The following is a 16,080-nucleotide window of genomic DNA, read 5'->3' as shown; positions in this document are numbered from 1 at the left end:
ATGATCCACGTACAAAACGTAAGTAAGACCTTTGTGCTCCACCAGCAAAACGGCGTGCGCCTGCCGGTGCTGCAAAATGCCTCGTTAGAGGTCCGCAGCGGCGAATGCGTGGTGCTGCACGGCCATTCCGGCAGCGGAAAATCCACCCTGCTACGCTCCCTGTACGCCAACTATCTCCCGGATGAAGGCCACATTCACATTCGCCACAACGATGAATGGGTCGATCTGGTGCAGGCCCCCGCGCGCAAAGTGCTGGAAGTGCGCCGCACGACGATCGGCTGGGTGAGCCAGTTTCTGCGGGTGATCCCGCGGATCTCCGCTCTGGACGTGGTGATGCAGCCGCTGCTGGATCTGGGCGTGCCGCGAGAAGCCTGCGCCGCCAAAGCCGCCAGCCTGCTGACGCGCCTCAACGTGCCGGAGCGCCTGTGGCATCTCGCCCCGTCGACCTTTTCCGGCGGCGAGCAGCAGCGCGTCAATATCGCCCGCGGGTTTATCGTCGACTACCCGATTTTACTTCTGGATGAACCCACCGCCTCGCTCGACGGTAAAAACAGCGCGGCCGTGGTGGAGCTGATCGAACAGGCCAAAGCGCGCGGGGCGGCGATCGTCGGGATCTTCCACGACGACGCCGTACGCAGCCGCGTGGCGGACAGATTGCACCCGATGGGGGTCCACGCATGATTATCAATAACGTCAGGCTGGTGCTGGAAAATGAAGTGGTTAATGGCTCGGTTGAAGTCCATGAAGGCGTTATTCGCGCCTTTGCCGAAACCCAAAGCCGTACCCCTGAAGCGATGGACGGTGAAGGCGGCTGGCTGCTGCCGGGGCTGATTGAGCTGCATACCGATAATCTGGACAAATTTTTCACCCCGCGCCCGAAGGTCGACTGGCCCGCCCATTCGGCGATGAGCAGCCACGACGCGCTGATGGTCGCCAGCGGCATTACCACCGTGCTGGACGCGGTGGCGATTGGCGACGTGCGCGACGGCGGCGATCGCCTGGAGAATCTGGAGAAGATGATCAACGCCGTGGAGGAGACGCAAAAACGCGGCCTCAACCGCGCCGAGCACCGTCTGCACCTGCGCTGTGAGCTGCCGCACCACACCACCCTGCCGCTGTTTGAAAAACTGGTCGGGCGCGAGCCGGTCTCGCTGGTCTCCCTGATGGACCACTCGCCGGGGCAGCGCCAGTTCGCCAACATTGAAAAGTATCGCGAATACTATCAGGGCAAATATTCTCTCAGCGATGCGGAGATGACCCGCTACGAGGAAGAGCAGCTGACGCTTGCGGCCCAGTGGTCGCAGCCAAACCGTCTCAGGATTGCCGCGATGTGTCGTGACCGCAATATCGCGCTGGCCAGCCATGACGATGCCACGCACGATCACGTGCGCGAATCCCATCAGCTTGGCAGCGTGATCGCCGAATTTCCCACCACGTTTGAAGCGGCTGAAGCCTCCCGCAGGCACGGCATGAACGTGCTGATGGGCGCACCGAACATCGTGCGCGGCGGATCGCACTCCGGCAACGTCGCGGCAAGCAGGCTTGCCTCCCTCGGCCTGCTGGATATTCTCTCGTCCGACTACTACCCCGCCAGCCTGCTGGATGCGGCGTTCCGGGTGGCCGACGACGAGAGCAACAGCTTCACGCTGCCGCAGGCGATTCGCCTGGTGACGAAAAACCCGGCCTCGGCGCTTAATCTTCAGGATCGCGGGGAAATCGCCGAGGGTAAACGCGCGGATCTGGTGCTGGCCCACCGCAAGGGCGAGCACGTTCACATCGACCACGTCTGGCGTCAGGGAAAAAGGGTGTTCTGATGGGAAGGCTCATCTGGTTAATGGGGCCCTCGGGTTCCGGTAAAGACAGCCTGCTGTCCGCCTTAAGGCAGCGGGAACATCCGCAGCTGCTGGTCGCGCACCGCTATATTACCCGCGCGGCCAATGCCGGGAGTGAAAACCATATCGCCCTGAGCGAGCAGGAGTTTTTCATCCGTGCCGGGCAAAACCTGCTGGCGCTGAGCTGGCATGCCAACGGTTATTACTATGGGATCGGCATCGAGACCGATCTGTGGCTGCATGCGGGCTTCGACGTGCTGGTTAACGGCTCGCGTGCGCATCTGCCGCAAGCGCGCGTCCGCTATGAGGCGGCTCTGCTGCCGGTCTGCCTGCAGGTTTCGCCGGACGTTCTGCGCAGCCGGTTGCAAAGCCGGGGGCGTGAATCAGCCCGTGAGATCGATCAGCGGCTTGAGCGCGCGGCCCGCTATGCCCCGTCGGACTGCCACATCCTCAATAACGACGGAAGTTTGCTACAGTCAGTCGATACCTTTTTATCGCTTATCCGTCAGAAGGAGAAACAGCATGCCTGACTGCCAGCTTCGCCCCGCCACAGCCGACGATGCGCAGAGTGTTTACGCCCTGATCTGCGAGCTCAAGCAGGCAGAGTTCGACCATCAGGCGTTCCACGCCGGGTTTCTTGCCAACCTGCAGGATCGCAACATGCGCTACCAGCTTGCGGAGAGAGAGGGACAGGTCATCGGCATGATCGGCCTGCACATGCAGTTTCACCTGCATCACGCGCGCTGGATCGGCGAGATCCAGGAGCTGGTCGTAATGCCGCAGGCGCGTGGGTTAAAAGTGGGCAGTCAACTGCTGGCCTGGGCGGAAGAGGTAGCGCGACAGGCCGGCGCTGAACTGACCGAACTTTCCACCAGCGTGAAGCGCACCGACGCGCACCGTTTTTACGTTCGTGAAGGATACACGCAGAGCCATTTCCGATTCACCAAACCGCTGTAGAGGTGCGCTATGAGTCTGACCATCACGTTGACGGGAACGGGTGGCGCCCAGCTGGTGCCGGTCTTTGGCTGCGACTGCGCGGCGTGTCGCCGGGCGCGCCTGCAGGATAACTATCGCCGTCGCCCGTGCAGCGCGGTGGTGAAATTCAACGATGCCGTCACCCTGCTGGATGCCGGTATTCCGCACCTGATGGACGACTGGCCGGCGGGCAGCTTCCAGCAGTTCTTGCTCACCCATTACCATATGGATCACGTTCAGGGGCTGTTCCCCCTGCGCTGGGGCGTGGGGGCGACGATCCCGGTTTACGGTCCGCCGGACGACGCCGGATGCGACGACCTGTTTAAGCACCCCGGCATTCTGGATTTCAGCCACACGGTCGAACCGTTTGTGATGTTTGAGCTTCAGGGTTTACGGGTCACGCCGCTGCCGCTCAACCATTCGAAACTGACCTTCGGGTATTTGCTGGAATCGGCCCACAGCCGCGTGGCCTGGCTTTCCGACACCGCTGGATTGCCGGAAAAAACGGTGAAGTTCCTGCTCAACAACCAGCCGCAGGCAATAATTATCGACTGCAGCCATGAACCGCGCGAGGAAACGCCGCGAAACCATTGCGACTTAAATACCGTGATTGCGTTAAACGAGGCGATTGGCTGCCCGCAGGTGATCCTGACGCACATCAGCCATCAGTTTGACGTGTGGATGATGGATAACCCGCTGCCGCAGGGCATGGAAGCGGGCTATGACGGGATGGTGCTGGTGCTGGATTAGGTTTTCTCCCTCTCCCGTGGGAGAGGGCAACAGGCCGCACTTAGCCTCGATCGTAATCGTCTTCTAACCTGCGCTCATCCTCTTCCAGACGACGTCTGTCGTCATCCAGCTGACGCTGACGTTCATCTAAACGACGGCGTCTGTCTTCAAGCTGCCGACGACGATCGTCGTACTGTCGGCTGTCGATTTGACGACTGCGGTCATAACGATCGTCGTCGTCATTGCTGCGGCTGCTGCTGGGGTTATAGGCATCGTTGATCGCCTGCTGAATGTTGCCAATAGCATCATCAACAATATCGGCATGAGCCAGTTGGCTGGTGAGTGACAGCAGACCGAATAACAGAGCAGTTGAGTAACGTTTCATAAGGCCAGACTCGCAGGTGAACTGGCCTTACGATAATGAACGGCGGGAAGCCGGGGTAGCGGAGGAATCTCAAATTACCATAACCTTGCGCAGCGCCTGCGCCAGCTGCACCCGCGTAAACGGCTTACGCAGTAGCTGGACGTCCGGCAGCTGAGGGTTATGCGCGGGCCGTAGATCCTGGCCGCTGATCAGCAGCACAGGAAGCTGCGGATAATGGCTGCGCACATGGTTAATCACCTCAGCGCCGCTCAGGCTGCCGGGTAGCATCAGGTCGCTGATAAACATGCCAATATCCGGCGACGCCGCCAGCATATTCAGCGCCTGCTCGCCGTTGTCCGCTTCCAGCGTCAGGTAACCAAGCTGGTGCAGCTGCTCGCACAGGGTTTGCCGAACATCCGCCTCATCTTCCAGCACCAGGACCAGCCGCTCGCTATCGACGGAGGCGGTGGCTGACAGTGCTTCATCGTCTGCCGCAGCAGGCAGCACCGAGCGCGGGAGGTGAAGCCGAACGGTCGTTCCCTGCCCCGGCGCGCTTTCAATCTCCACGCGGCCACCGGACTGGCGCACAAAGCCGTAGACCATCGACAGGCCTAACCCGCTTCCGCTTCCGGTCTGCTTGGTGGTGAAGAACGGTTCAAAGACCCGGGATTTCACCTCCTGCGACATGCCGCTGCCGCGGTCAATCACCTCCAGCGCCACCATATCCTGCCTGCGCCCGTCGCTGCGGGTGACGCGCTGATTCCAGGTCCGAATTTTAATCACCCCGCTTTGCCCTTCCATCGCATCGCGCGCGTTCATCACCAGGTTGATGATGGCGTTTTCCAGCTGGCTAACGTCAATCCACGCGGGCCATGCCGGGGTTTGCGCTTCAATCTCCAGAGTGAGGGTAGCAGGCAGGGAGTGGCGCATCAGCTCCCGGAGGTTCTCCAGCAGCGGCAGCATCTCTACCGCATGCGGCGTCAGGGACTGCTTGCGGGAAAACGCCAGCAGGCGCTGCGTCAGTAAGGCCCCCCGCTCGGCCGCCTTCAGCGCCCGGGTAATGCGCGGCGCGTCTTTTGATTCGGGGTCGGTGAGCTCAAGGCTGCCGATGATTACCGCCAGCAGGTTGTTAAAATCATGCGCCAGCCCGCCGGTCAGCTGTCCGACCGCCTTCATCTTCTGGCTGTGCAGCAGCGCCTCTTCCAGCCCCTGACGCTCAACGCGGTCGATCTCCATCTGCGTGGTTTTCTCTTTCAGCAGGCGCGTGGTGTGCTCAAGCGAGGCGGTATTGCGGGCAAAAACGTTAAACGCGCGCGCCAGCTCGCCCAGCTCATCGCGCCGCTGGAGGGCGGGAACGGAGACATCCTGTTCGCCGTGAGCAAGGCGCGACATTGCCCGGGAAATCGCCGTCAGGTTAGAGGCCAGATTGCGGTAGATATACCAGCAGGCGCACCCGGTGATGATCAGCGCCAGCACGGCGAAGAAGCTGATAAACACGCTGATGGACTGCAGCTCGTGATGGCTCTGGGCCGTGCGAAGCCGGGAGGCCTGCGCCACCTGCCCGACGTACTGATTAATGTCGCTGTTGAGGATCGCCACCAGCGCCTTAATGTGGAACATATACCAGCTTATCGCCAGGTCGCTCTCTTCCAGCTGCTTCGACAGCGGGGCGAGCTTGCCTAACTCGGCATTAAAATCTGGCAGAACCCCCTTCACGACCGGCTGTACGGCACTCCGGGGCAGCGCAGCGGCTACGGCGTCCAGCTGCTGAACGGTCGCGCGCGGCGAAGGAGTGTCGATGGCGGCGGCGATCAGCCGGTCCATCTCCATCAGCTGCTGCGCATCCGGCACGTTGCTGTCGTAACGGCGGTTGATGTCCTGCAGATGACGCAGGTAGCTCTGGCTTTGATACAGCGAGCTCAGCAGCGCGTTACGCTCCAGATGGCGCCGCTGGCCGCGCTCAAGCATCTCCGTCACGCTCTGCTGTAGCTCATTGCTTCGTTGAATAATACGCGCCACCAGCGCCGGCTCCTGCTGCGCCAGCGGCGCTTCCGCAAGCTGTTCCAGCGAGCGGCGCAGCGCCATTTGCGTCTGCTTCAGGCGCTCGGCTTCGCCTTTGTACTCCAGCGCCCCGACGACCTGCGAAAGCCGCACCGCCGCCGTCGCCACGTTGGCGGTATCGCGGGCCAGGTTCATGCTGCCGGTCATATCGTCCAGCGTTTGCTGCTGAACCTGCTCCTGGATTTGACTGGCGTGACGAAAGCCGAGCACCGCCACGCCGCTCACCATTAGCGTCACGGCGACCACCAGCAGATTAAAAATCAGCAGGCGGCCTCGGGCGCTGGCGAAAAAGGGCGGACGGCGTGATGGCATGGATTTAGGCTCCTGTGCGGTTTGGTGTCCCCTCACCCTAACCCTCTCCCCAAAGGGGCGAGGGAATGATTTGCTCCCTCTCCCTTTAAGGGAGAGGGCCGGGGTGAGGGTAGTTCAATAACTGTGATCTACATTAGCTATTCATAACTATGACAAATATGAACAGCTTCTGACATTTTGCATTTACGCACCTGTGATGAAGTGCAGATATCGGCATTCGCAGGAGATCCGCCATGAGCAGAACCCCGGTATTAGAGATGCGCAGCATTGCCAAAACGTTTGGCAGTTTCCACGCGCTCAAGGGTGTGGATTTGACGGTCTTTCCCGGAGAGATCCACGCGCTGATGGGCGAAAACGGCGCGGGAAAAAGCACGCTGATGAAAATCCTCGCGGGAGCCTATACCGCCACCAGCGGTGAGATCCTGATCGACGGTCAGCCGTTTCACATTAAAGGGCCGAAAGATGCGCTGGCCGCAGGCATTACCCTGATTTATCAGGAGATGCAGCTCGCGCCCAACCTGACCGTTGCCGAAAATATCTTTCTTGGCAGCGAGCTGTCGCGCGGCGGGATGGTGCAGCGCAAAGAGATGGTCGCCCAGGCGCAGGCGGTGATTGAGCGCCTCGGCGCACAGTTCAATGCCACCGACCTGGTGATGAAGCTGACCATCGCCGAGCAGCAGCAGGTGGAAATCGCCCGCGCGCTGCACCGCAACAGCCGCATTCTGGTGATGGATGAGCCCACCGCCGCCCTCTCCTCGCGGGAAACGCACCGCCTGTTCGAACTGATTTTGCGCCTGCGCGATGAAGGGATGGCGATCATCTATATCAGCCACCGCATGGCGGAAGTGTATGAACTTTCTGACCGCGTCAGCGTTCTGCGCGACGGGCAGTACGTCGGCAGCCTGACGCGCGACAAGCTGAACGCCTCCGAGCTGGTGCGCATGATGGTGGGCCGCCCGTTAAGCGATCTGTTCAACAAAGAGCGTGATATTCCCCTCGGCAGCCCGCGCCTCAACGTCCACCACCTCACCGACGGTAAAAAGGTACAGCCGTGCAGCCTGCAGGTCCGTTCCGGCGAAATCGTCGGGCTGGCGGGCCTGGTGGGGGCCGGACGCTCCGAGCTGGCGCAGCTGATTTTCGGCGTGCGTAAAGCCACCGGCGGCATGATTGAGGTCGACGGCGAGCCGGTGGTGATCCACTCCCCGCGTGCGGCCATCGAAAACGGCATCGGTTTTCTCACCGAGAACCGCAAGGAGCAGGGGCTGTTTCTGGAGCTGGCGGCGCAGGAGAACATCACCATGGCGACGCTGGAGCGCGACGCCACCTTCGGTATGTTAAACCGCAAAAAAGCCCAGTCGATTTCCGATGACGCCATTGCATTGCTCAACATCCGCGTGCCCCATTCGCAGGTGCGGGCGGGCGGGCTGTCAGGCGGCAATCAGCAAAAGCTGCTGATCTCCCGCTGGGTGGCCATCGGTCCGCGCATTCTGATTCTGGATGAACCCACGCGCGGCGTGGACGTCGGCGCGAAAAGCGAGATCTACCGCATCATGAACCAGATGGCGCGCAAAGGGGTGGCGATTTTAATGATCTCCAGCGAGCTGCCGGAAGTGGTGGGCATGAGCGACCGGGTGTACGTGATGCGGGAAGGCAGCATTGCGGGTGAACTCCACGGGCGCGACATCTCTCAGGAAAACATTATGACGCTGGCAACCGGCGTGAACGACACTCATCATCAGGCGGTGCAATCATGACAACTCCAACCCATCCGCAGCAGGTGGCGAAATCCGCCTCCGCCAAAAAAATGCTGATGAGCGATCTGATGCAAACGGTCGGCATCCTGCCGATTCTTATCCTGATTGTGGCAGTATTTGGCTTTATCGCCCCGAACTTCTTCACCGAGAGCAACCTGCTCAACATTACCCGTCAGGCGTCGATCAACATCGTGCTGGCGGCGGGAATGACCTTCATCATTTTAACCGGCGGGATTGACCTCTCCGTGGGCTCGATTCTGGGCACCACGGCGGTAGCGGCGATGGTGGTCTCGCTTATCCCTGAATTTGCGATGCTCTCCATTCCGGCCGCGCTGATGCTCGGCATGGTGCTGGGTCTGTTCAACGGCGCGCTGGTGGCCTTTGCCGGGCTGCCGCCCTTCATCGTGACGCTCGGCACCTATACGGCGCTGCGCGGCGCGGCCTATCTGCTGGCGGACGGCACGACGGTCATTAACTCCAACATCAGCTTCGAGTGGATCGGCAATAACTACCTCGGCCCGATCCCGTGGCTGGTAGTCATTGCCCTTGCGGTGATTGCTATCTGCTGGTTCATCCTGCGCCGCACCACGCTCGGCGTCCACATCTACGCGGTGGGCGGCAACATGCAGGCGGCGCGACTGACCGGCATCAAGGTCTGGCTGGTGCTGCTGTTTGTCTACGGCATGAGCGGCCTTCTCTCCGGGCTCGGCGGCGTGATGAGCGCCTCGCGCCTCTACAGCGCCAACGGCAACCTCGGCACGGGCTACGAGCTGGATGCGATTGCGGCGGTGATCCTCGGCGGCACCAGCTTCGTCGGCGGGATCGGCACGATCACCGGCACGCTGGTCGGCGCATTAATCATCGCCACCCTCAACAACGGCATGACGCTGATGGGCGTCTCCTACTTCTGGCAGCTGGTGATCAAAGGGGCGGTGATCATCATAGCGGTGCTGATCGACAAATACCGTACCCGACACCATCAAAGTGCATAACAACAAAACCCTACAGCTTCGAGGAAAACAACATGCGTTTGAAACCGTTAGTGACCGCGCTCTGTGCTGGCGCGCTGCTTGCCGCAACGCCGTTTGCGCAGGCAAAAGATCTGAAGTCCATCGGCGTGACGGTGGGCGACCTGGCCAACCCGTTCTTCGTGCAGATCACCAAAGGTGCCGAGCTGGAAGCGCGCAAGCTGGCTGGCGATAACGTCAAGGTGACGCTGGTCTCCAGCGGTTACGATCTGGGCCAGCAGGTGGCGCAGATCGATAACTTCATCGCTGCGAAGGTGGACATGATCATCCTTAACGCCGCGGATTCCAAAGGGATCGGCCCGGCGGTGAAGCGCGCGAAGGACGCCGGGATCGTGGTCGTTGCGGTTGACGTAGCGGCGGAAGGGGCGGATGCGACCATCACCTCCGATAACACCCAGGCGGGCGAAATGGCCTGTAAGTACATTACCGATCGCCTGAAAGGCAAAGGCAACGTGGTGATCATCAACGGACCACCGGTCTCTGCGGTGCAAAACCGCGTGGAAGGTTGTCAGACGGAATTCAAAAAACATCCGGATATCAAGGTGCTCTCGGATAACCAGAACGCCAAGGGCAGTCGTGAAGGCGGTCTGGAAGTCATGACCTCCCTGCTGGCGGCCAATCCGAAGATCGACGGCGTGTTTGCGATTAACGATCCGACGGCGATCGGTGCCGATCTGGCCGCGAAACAGGCTCAACGCAACGAGTTCTTTATCGTCGGCGTGGATGGCAGCCCGGACGGTGAGGAAGCGCTGAAGCGCGAAAACTCGCTGTTTGTCGCGACCCCGGCGCAGGATCCGCAGGTGATGGCGGCAAAAGCGGTGGAGATCGGCTATGACATTCTACAGGGCAAACCTGCGCCGAAAGCGCCTGTGCTGATTCCGGTGACGATGATCGATAAAAAGAACGTCGGCACGTATAAGGGCTGGACGGTTAAGTAACTTCGGTGCGGCCTGATGCCCTCACCCTAACCCTCTCCCACAGGGAGAGGGAACTTATTTCCCCCTCTCCCTTGAGGGAGAGGGCCGGGGTGAGGGGGTGGCATAAAATTCAAGGAGTCCCCATGAAACGCTCCGACATCAATGAAATTCTCGGCCACACGCGACAGTTTTTTTCCATGCACGACGTGCACCTCCCGCCGTTTGCCAGCTTCCCGCCCACAAAATGGCAGCAGCTTGACCAGGCCGCATGGCAGGAAGTGTTCGACCTCAAGCTCGGCTGGGACGTGACGGCGTTCGGCGGCAACAGCTTTGCCGCTGAGGGCCTGACGCTGTTTACCCTGCGCAACGGCTCGCCCAACGGCGTGCCTTATGAAAAGTGCTATGCCGAAAAAATTATGCACGTGCGCGACGGCCAGGTGACGCCGATGCATTTTCACTGGCGCAAGCGGGAAGACATCATCAACCGGGGCGGCGGGAATCTGATTATTGAGTTATGGAATGCCGGGGCGCATGAAGAGACGGAAAACACCGACGTGACGGTCACCGTCGACGGCTGTCGTCAGACCCACGCGCCCGGCAGCCAGCTGCGCCTCACACCAGGGGAAAGCATCTGCCTGACACCCACTCTGTACCACAGCTTCTGGGGCGAACGCGGCTTCGGCGACGTGCTGGTTGGGGAGGTGTCATCGGTAAACGACGACGAGCACGATAACCACTTTTTGCAGCCCATTGCCCGCTATAACAACATCGAAGAAGACGAACCGGCGCTGCTGGTGCTGTGCAACGAGTACAACCTGTTTCGGATATAAGGAGTAAATGATGCCATTGATCTCTCTTGCCGACGGTCTGGAGCACGCCAGGGCGCATCGCTACGCGCTGGGCGCGTTTAACGTGCTCGACTCCCACTTCCTGCGCGCGCTGTTCGCCGCCGCGAAGCAGGAACGCTCGCCGTTTATTATCAACATCGCCGAAGTGCATTTTAAGTACGTCTCCCTGGATTCGCTTGTCGAAGCGGTTAAGTTCGAAGCCGCCCGTCACGATATTCCCGTGGTGCTCAACCTCGACCACGGCCTGCATTTCGAGGCGGTGGTGCGCGCCCTGCGCTTAGGGTTCAGCTCGGTAATGTTCGATGGCTCTACGCTGAGCTATGAGGAGAACATTCGCCAGACGCGGGAGGTGGTGAAGATGTGCCACGCGGTCGGCGTGTCGGTGGAGGCGGAGCTGGGCGCGGTCGGTGGCGATGAAGGCGGCGCGCTGTACGGTCATGCGGATGAAGCGTTCTTTACCGATCCGCAGCTGGCGCGCGAATTTGTCGATTCAACCGGCATTGACGCGCTGGCGGTTGCCATCGGCAACGCGCACGGCAAATACAAAGGCGAGCCGAAACTCGATTTCCCACGCCTGGACGCCATTCGCCAGCAGACGGGCCTGCCGCTGGTTTTACACGGCGGCTCCGGGATTAGCGATGCCGACTTCCGCCGCGCCATCGAGCTCGGCATTCATAAAATCAACTTCTACACCGGCATGTCGCAGGCCGCACTCGCCGCCGTTGAGCAGCGCATGGCGAACCGCCAGCCGCTGTACGATGAATTTGCCGAGCTGCTGCTGGGGATAGAAGAGGCGATTGCCGATACGGTCGCCGAACAGATGCGCATCTTCGGCAGCGCGGGGCAGGCATAATGGAACGCAAAGGCATCATCGCCGCAGGCAACATGCTGGTGGATCACGTCCACCAGATCGTGCAGTGGCCGGAGCGCGGCTGGCTGGCGGAAATTACCCACAGCGAACGCTCCACCGGCGGCGCGCCGCTCAACGTGCTGCTGACGCTGGCGAAAATGCACGTTGGCCTGCCGCTGCAGGCGGTGGGGCTGATTGGCGAAGACGGCGACGGGGATTACATTCTGGCGATGCTGGACCAGTACCACGTCAACCGCCAGCGCGTCCAGCGCACCACCTTTGCACCAACCTCCATGTCGCAGGTGATGACCGATCCCAGCGGACAGCGCACCTTTTTCCACTCGCCGGGCGCCAACCGCCTGCTGGATCTTCCCGCCTTCGATCGCTTAGACGGATCGATGAAGATCTTCCATCTCGGCTACCTGCTGCTGCTCGACAGCCTGGATATGCCCGATGACGAGTTTGGCACCCGCAGCGCGCGCCTGCTGGCGCAGATGCGCGACCAGGGGTATGAAACGTCGCTCGATCTGGTTTCCCGCAAGGGCGACCCGCGCTATCAGCCGCTGGTGCTCCCTGCCCTGCGCCACCTTGATTATCTGGTGATTAACGAGCTGGAAGCCGGGGAGTTTAGCGGACTGGAGATGCGCGACGCCGACGATGCGCTGAATATCGCCCATATCGCCGATGCCGCGACGCAGCTGCTGGCGGCAGGCGTGCGTCAGCGGGTGGTGATCCACTGTCCGGAAGGCGCATGGGGCGAAGCACCGGGTGAGCAAGGCCGCTGGATCCCATCATGGTTGCTGGAGCAGAAAGAGATTGTCGGCAGCGTTGGCGCGGGCGATGCGTTTTGCGCGGGGTTTTTATACGGCTGCCATGAATCGCTGCCGCTCACGGAGAGCATTTATCTTGCACACGCCTGCGCGCGGGCCAGCCTGCTGGCCGCCAACGCGATTGACGGCGCGAAAACGCTGGCCGAGCTGCAGCTGTTTATCAAAGAGAATACTTAGGCCGCTTTCTCGCTATGGGAAACGTCGGTGGCAAACACATAGCCCAGCCCACGGATGGTTTTGATGAGCGCAGGCTGATGCGGGTTAGCCTCTATCTTCCGGCGCAGGCGCATGATCAACACGTCAATCGTGCGGTCGAACACGTCCGCGCTTTCGCTGTGGGTCAGCTCAAGCAGCTGGTCACGACTCAGCACCCGACGGGCATTTTGCGTAAGCGCCAGCAGCAGGCCGTACTCGCCCTGGGTTAAGGGGACAGGGTTACGCTGCGGATCGCTCAGCTCACAGCGGGTGGTATCAAGCGTCCATCCGTTAAAAGCAATGCCCGCTACGGGCGCTGCGGGGACTTCCGCCGCCAGTACGCCGGTACGGCGCAATACCGCTTTTACGCGGGCGACCACCACGCGCGGGTTGAACGGTTTGCCAATATAATCGTCGGCCCCCATCTCCAGCCCCACCACCACGTCTGACTCACTGCCCAGCCCGGTTAACATAATCACCGGTAGCGCCGGGCGCTGCTTTTGCAGCTGCAGCAAAACCTGTAAGCCGTTGATATCCGGCAGCATCATATCCAGCAGCACCAGCGCGATATTCGGCTCCTGTTGTACCTGCCGCAGTGCATCCTGGCCGTTATGGCAAATAAGCACGCTAAAGACGTGCTCGCTCAGCACGTCCTGAAGCAGTTCGCAGACTGCCGTATCGTCATCAACCACCAGGATCGCCGGTTTCATCGTATGCTTCCGTCAGGGGATTATGTTAAGTCTGAACCATTCTGCCGTCGGCTCCAGTCAAATGGTTTTTTCAGTGACGGAAATTCAACCCATGTCACATCCGCTGCCCTGTCGACACGTCAATTTTGACGATTGGCTGCTTTTTGTCAGGGTTTTCATCGCGAAGGGACCGTAAAGTCAGGGCATACCCATACAAAAAACATGGCATAGAAGCTGCATAATGGGTGCGAATGATTCGATTAACTGGAGCAGACTGATGAAAAAAGTCGTCACGGTTTGCCCTTATTGTGCCTCAGGTTGCAAGATCCACCTGGTGGTCGATAACGGCAAAATCGTCCGGGCGGAGGCCGCACAGGGGAAAACCAACCAGGGCACGCTATGCCTGAAAGGTTACTACGGCTGGGATTTTATTAACGATACCCAAATCCTCACCCCGCGCCTGAAAACCCCTATGATCCGCCGCGAGCGCGGCGGCAAGCTGGAAGCCGTCTCCTGGAGCGAGGCGCTGGATTACGTCGCCACGCGTCTGAGCGCTATCAAGGCCAAGTATGGCCCGGATGCGATTCAGACCACCGGCTCTTCACGCGGGACGGGGAATGAAACCAACTATGTGATGCAAAAATTCGCGCGCGCCGTTATTGGAACCAATAACGTCGACTGCTGCGCTCGCGTCTGACACGGCCCATCGGTTGCAGGTCTGCACCAGTCGGTCGGTAACGGCGCAATGAGTAATGCCATCAACGAGATAGATAACACCGATCTCGTTTTCATCTTTGGTTATAACCCGGCGGATTCTCACCCTATCGTCGCGAACCACGTTATTCGCGCCAAGCAGAACGGGGCGAAAATCATCGTCTGCGATCCGCGCAAAATTGAAACCGCGCGCATTGCGGATATGCACATCGCGTTGAAAAACGGCTCGAACATCGCGCTGTTGAACGCAATGGGGCACGTCATTATTGAGGAGAACCTGTACGACCAGGCGTTTGTCGCGACCCGTACGGAAGGCTTTGAAGAGTATCGGAAAATTGTCGAAGGCTATACGCCAGAGTCGGTGGAAACAATCACCGGCGTCAGCGCGCAGGAGATCCGCCAGGCGGCACGGATGTATGCCGGGGCGAAAACCGCCGCCATCCTGTGGGGAATGGGCGTGACCCAGTTCTATCAGGGCGTGGAAACCGTGCGTTCTCTGACGAGCCTCGCGATGCTGACCGGCAATCTGGGTAAAGCGCACGTCGGCGTCAACCCGGTACGTGGTCAGAATAACGTCCAGGGCGCCTGCGATATGGGCGCGCTGCCGGACACCTACCCGGGCTACCAGTACGTGAAGTTTCCGGAAAACCGCGCTAAGTTCGCGAAGGCCTGGGGCGTGGAAAGCCTGCCGGAACACACCGGGTATCGCATCAGCGAGCTGCCGCACCGCGCGGCGCACGGCGAAGTGCGTGCGGCCTACATCATGGGTGAAGATCCGCTCCAGACCGACGCCGAGCTGTCTGCTGTGCGCAAAGGGTTTGAGGATCTGGAGCTGGTGATTGTCCAGGATATCTTCATGACCAAAACCGCGGCGGCGGCGGATGTGATTCTACCGTCAACCTCCTGGGGCGAGCATGAAGGCGTCTACACGGCGGCGGACCGCGGCTTCCAGCGCTTCTTTAAGGCGGTCGAGCCGAAGTGGGACCTGAAAACGGACTGGCAGATCATCAGCGAAATCGCCACCCGCATGGGCTACCCGATGCACTACAACAACACTCAGGAGATCTGGGACGAGCTGCGCAGTCTGTGTCCGGACTTCTACGGGGCAACCTATGAAAAAATGGGTGAGCTGGGGTACATCCAGTGGCCGTGTCGCGATGAGTCAGAAGCCGATCAGGGGACGTCATACCTCTTTAAAGAGAAGTTCGACACCCCGAACGGGCTGGCGCAGTTCTTCACCTGCGACTGGGTCGCGCCGATCGATAAACTCACCGACGAGTATCCGATGGTGCTCTCCACTGTGCGTGAAGTGGGCCACTACTCCTGCCGTTCGATGACGGGTAACTGCGCCGCGCTGGCGGCGCTGGCGGACGAACCGGGCTACGCGCAAATCAACACCGCCGACGCTGAGCGCCTCGGCATTGAGGATGAAGCGCTGGTGTGGGTGAACTCGCGCAAAGGCCGGATCATTACCCGTGCGCAGGTCAGCGATCGTCCGAACAAAGGGGCGGTCTATATGACCTACCAGTGGTGGATTGGCGCCTGTAACGAGCTGGTGACGGAGAACTTAAGTCCGATAACCAAAACGCCGGAGTATAAATACTGCGCCGTACGCGTGGAGCCGATTGCGGATCAGCACGCTGCGGAACAGTATGTCATCGACGAATATAACAAGCTGAAAGCCCGACTGCGCGAAAGCGCAATGGGCTGAAGCCGTTAATTAATCAGTGAATAAAGGGAGTGAGATATTCACTCCCTTTTTATTTCCGATTAACTCATCAAATATATGAATTATTATTCTGGAAAGCGACTCGCAGAAATAATGTAATTTTCGCGAAAAAGAATTACATCTTTGCATTTTAATTCAGAGGGATAAGATGTGCGGCGGGTGCTTAAGACTTTCTGTCTTGAGCATTGTTGAGGGACAGAAAGTAGAAAGCCCCGGGAAATTTTCATTTACCTGTACTGCACCCATTTTGTTG

The 16,080-nt window shown here is 59.9% G+C and carries 15 protein-coding genes; 12 read left to right on the top strand and 3 right to left on the bottom strand.

From position 1 onward, the window contains the following. Genes phnL through phnP form a run of 5 tightly spaced genes read left to right on the top strand, consistent with a single transcriptional unit; the run spans position 1 to position 3,557 of the window. The gene (gene phnL / locus IM317_RS21370; protein WP_033144433.1) at positions 1–681 is read left to right on the top strand and encodes a phosphonate C-P lyase system protein PhnL; all 681 of its coding nucleotides are present in this window, start codon (positions 1–3) and stop codon (positions 679–681) included. Continuing rightward, positions 678–1,814, top strand: coding sequence for an alpha-D-ribose 1-methylphosphonate 5-triphosphate diphosphatase (phnM, locus tag IM317_RS21365; protein WP_033144432.1), 1,137 nt, complete (start codon positions 678–680; stop codon positions 1,812–1,814). Before phnL ends, phnM begins: the two co-directional genes overlap by 4 nt. Then, a complete protein-coding gene (phnN, locus tag IM317_RS21360) occupies positions 1,811–2,362 on the top strand; it encodes a ribose 1,5-bisphosphokinase (protein ID WP_120785287.1) in 552 nt (183 codons plus the stop codon). The genes phnM and phnN overlap by 4 nt, the downstream gene beginning before the upstream one ends. Next, on the top strand, positions 2,355–2,789 hold the full coding sequence (gene phnO, locus IM317_RS21355; RefSeq protein WP_033144430.1) for an aminoalkylphosphonate N-acetyltransferase: 435 nt from the start codon (positions 2,355–2,357) through the stop codon (positions 2,787–2,789). The genes phnN and phnO overlap by 8 nt, the downstream gene beginning before the upstream one ends. 9 nt (positions 2,790–2,798) lie before the next feature. After that, entirely contained in the window at positions 2,799–3,557 is a 759-nt protein-coding gene (gene phnP / locus IM317_RS21350) for a phosphonate metabolism protein PhnP (RefSeq protein WP_033144429.1), read from the top strand. A 40-nt stretch (positions 3,558–3,597) separates the two neighbouring features. Here the strand turns inward: phnP and yjdP are convergent, their stop codons facing one another. Both yjdP and IM317_RS21340 read right to left on the bottom strand, forming a co-directional pair. Further along, positions 3,598–3,921: a DDRRRQL repeat protein YjdP gene (gene yjdP, locus IM317_RS21345; protein ID WP_033144428.1), complete on the bottom strand. Its 324-nt coding sequence runs from the start codon at positions 3,919–3,921 to the stop codon at positions 3,598–3,600. Between the two features lie 69 nt (positions 3,922–3,990). Then, entirely contained in the window at positions 3,991–6,273 is a 2,283-nt protein-coding gene (locus IM317_RS21340; RefSeq protein WP_033144427.1) for an ATP-binding protein, read from the bottom strand. A gap of 233 nt (positions 6,274–6,506) precedes the next feature. Between IM317_RS21340 and IM317_RS21335 the strand changes: the two genes are divergently transcribed. From IM317_RS21335 to IM317_RS21310, 6 genes are all read left to right on the top strand, one after another. Then, positions 6,507–8,027 carry a sugar ABC transporter ATP-binding protein gene (locus IM317_RS21335; RefSeq protein ID WP_033144426.1) on the top strand — a complete coding sequence of 507 codons (1,521 nt, stop codon included), beginning with the start codon at positions 6,507–6,509 and terminating at the stop codon, positions 8,025–8,027. Then, a complete protein-coding gene (locus tag IM317_RS21330) occupies positions 8,024–9,019 on the top strand; it encodes a ribose ABC transporter permease (RefSeq protein ID WP_032662554.1) in 996 nt (331 codons plus the stop codon). Before IM317_RS21335 ends, IM317_RS21330 begins: the two co-directional genes overlap by 4 nt. Before the next feature lie 32 nt (positions 9,020–9,051). After that, positions 9,052–9,993: an ABC transporter substrate-binding protein gene (locus IM317_RS21325; protein ID WP_021242935.1), complete on the top strand. Its 942-nt coding sequence runs from the start codon at positions 9,052–9,054 to the stop codon at positions 9,991–9,993. A 122-nt stretch (positions 9,994–10,115) separates the two neighbouring features. Beyond that, positions 10,116–10,802 (top strand): D-lyxose/D-mannose family sugar isomerase, encoded by a 687-nt coding sequence (locus IM317_RS21320; protein ID WP_032662557.1) that lies wholly within the window; start codon positions 10,116–10,118, stop codon positions 10,800–10,802. A gap of 10 nt (positions 10,803–10,812) precedes the next feature. After that, the gene (locus IM317_RS21315) at positions 10,813–11,673 is read left to right on the top strand and encodes a ketose 1,6-bisphosphate aldolase (protein WP_033144425.1); all 861 of its coding nucleotides are present in this window, start codon (positions 10,813–10,815) and stop codon (positions 11,671–11,673) included. Next, on the top strand, positions 11,673–12,677 hold the full coding sequence (locus IM317_RS21310) for a carbohydrate kinase family protein (RefSeq protein WP_033144424.1): 1,005 nt from the start codon (positions 11,673–11,675) through the stop codon (positions 12,675–12,677). The genes IM317_RS21315 and IM317_RS21310 overlap by 1 nt, the downstream gene beginning before the upstream one ends. On the opposite strand, the gene IM317_RS21305 is transcribed toward IM317_RS21310, so the two are convergent. Then, positions 12,674–13,405 (bottom strand): response regulator, encoded by a 732-nt coding sequence (locus tag IM317_RS21305; RefSeq protein WP_033144423.1) that lies wholly within the window; start codon positions 13,403–13,405, stop codon positions 12,674–12,676. The genes IM317_RS21310 and IM317_RS21305 overlap by 4 nt on opposite strands. A gap of 256 nt (positions 13,406–13,661) precedes the next feature. Between IM317_RS21305 and fdhF the strand changes: the two genes are divergently transcribed. Beyond that, complete coding sequence (fdhF, locus tag IM317_RS21300) at positions 13,662–15,809, top strand: formate dehydrogenase subunit alpha (RefSeq protein WP_080277752.1); 2,148 nt, start codon at positions 13,662–13,664, stop codon at positions 15,807–15,809. The last annotated feature ends 271 nt before the right edge of the window (positions 15,810–16,080 follow it).

The organism is Enterobacter cloacae complex sp. S3, from assembly GCF_014930495.1.
Lineage (GTDB): Bacteria > Pseudomonadota > Gammaproteobacteria > Enterobacterales > Enterobacteriaceae > Enterobacter > Enterobacter asburiae_B.
This window is presented reverse-complemented; position numbering and strand designations above follow the sequence as displayed.

Bases quoted from the DNA above. Each gene is read 5' to 3' on its own strand.
- phnL (WP_033144433.1), top strand. From the start codon at position 1: ATGATCCACGTACAAAACGTAAGTAAGACCTTTGTGCTCCACCAGCAA.
- phnM (WP_033144432.1), top strand. From the start codon at position 678: ATGATTATCAATAACGTCAGGCTGGTGCTGGAAAATGAAGTGGTTAAT.
- phnO (WP_033144430.1), top strand. From the start codon at position 2,355: ATGCCTGACTGCCAGCTTCGCCCCGCCACAGCCGACGATGCGCAGAGT.
- phnP (WP_033144429.1), top strand. From the start codon at position 2,799: ATGAGTCTGACCATCACGTTGACGGGAACGGGTGGCGCCCAGCTGGTG.
- yjdP (WP_033144428.1), bottom strand. From the start codon at position 3,921: ATGAAACGTTACTCAACTGCTCTGTTATTCGGTCTGCTGTCACTCACC.
- IM317_RS21340 (WP_033144427.1), bottom strand. From the start codon at position 6,273: ATGCCATCACGCCGTCCGCCCTTTTTCGCCAGCGCCCGAGGCCGCCTG.
- IM317_RS21335 (WP_033144426.1), top strand. From the start codon at position 6,507: ATGAGCAGAACCCCGGTATTAGAGATGCGCAGCATTGCCAAAACGTTT.
- IM317_RS21330 (WP_032662554.1), top strand. From the start codon at position 8,024: ATGACAACTCCAACCCATCCGCAGCAGGTGGCGAAATCCGCCTCCGCC.
- IM317_RS21325 (WP_021242935.1), top strand. From the start codon at position 9,052: ATGCGTTTGAAACCGTTAGTGACCGCGCTCTGTGCTGGCGCGCTGCTT.
- IM317_RS21320 (WP_032662557.1), top strand. From the start codon at position 10,116: ATGAAACGCTCCGACATCAATGAAATTCTCGGCCACACGCGACAGTTT.
- IM317_RS21315 (WP_033144425.1), top strand. From the start codon at position 10,813: ATGCCATTGATCTCTCTTGCCGACGGTCTGGAGCACGCCAGGGCGCAT.
- IM317_RS21310 (WP_033144424.1), top strand. From the start codon at position 11,673: ATGGAACGCAAAGGCATCATCGCCGCAGGCAACATGCTGGTGGATCAC.
- IM317_RS21305 (WP_033144423.1), bottom strand. From the start codon at position 13,405: ATGAAACCGGCGATCCTGGTGGTTGATGACGATACGGCAGTCTGCGAA.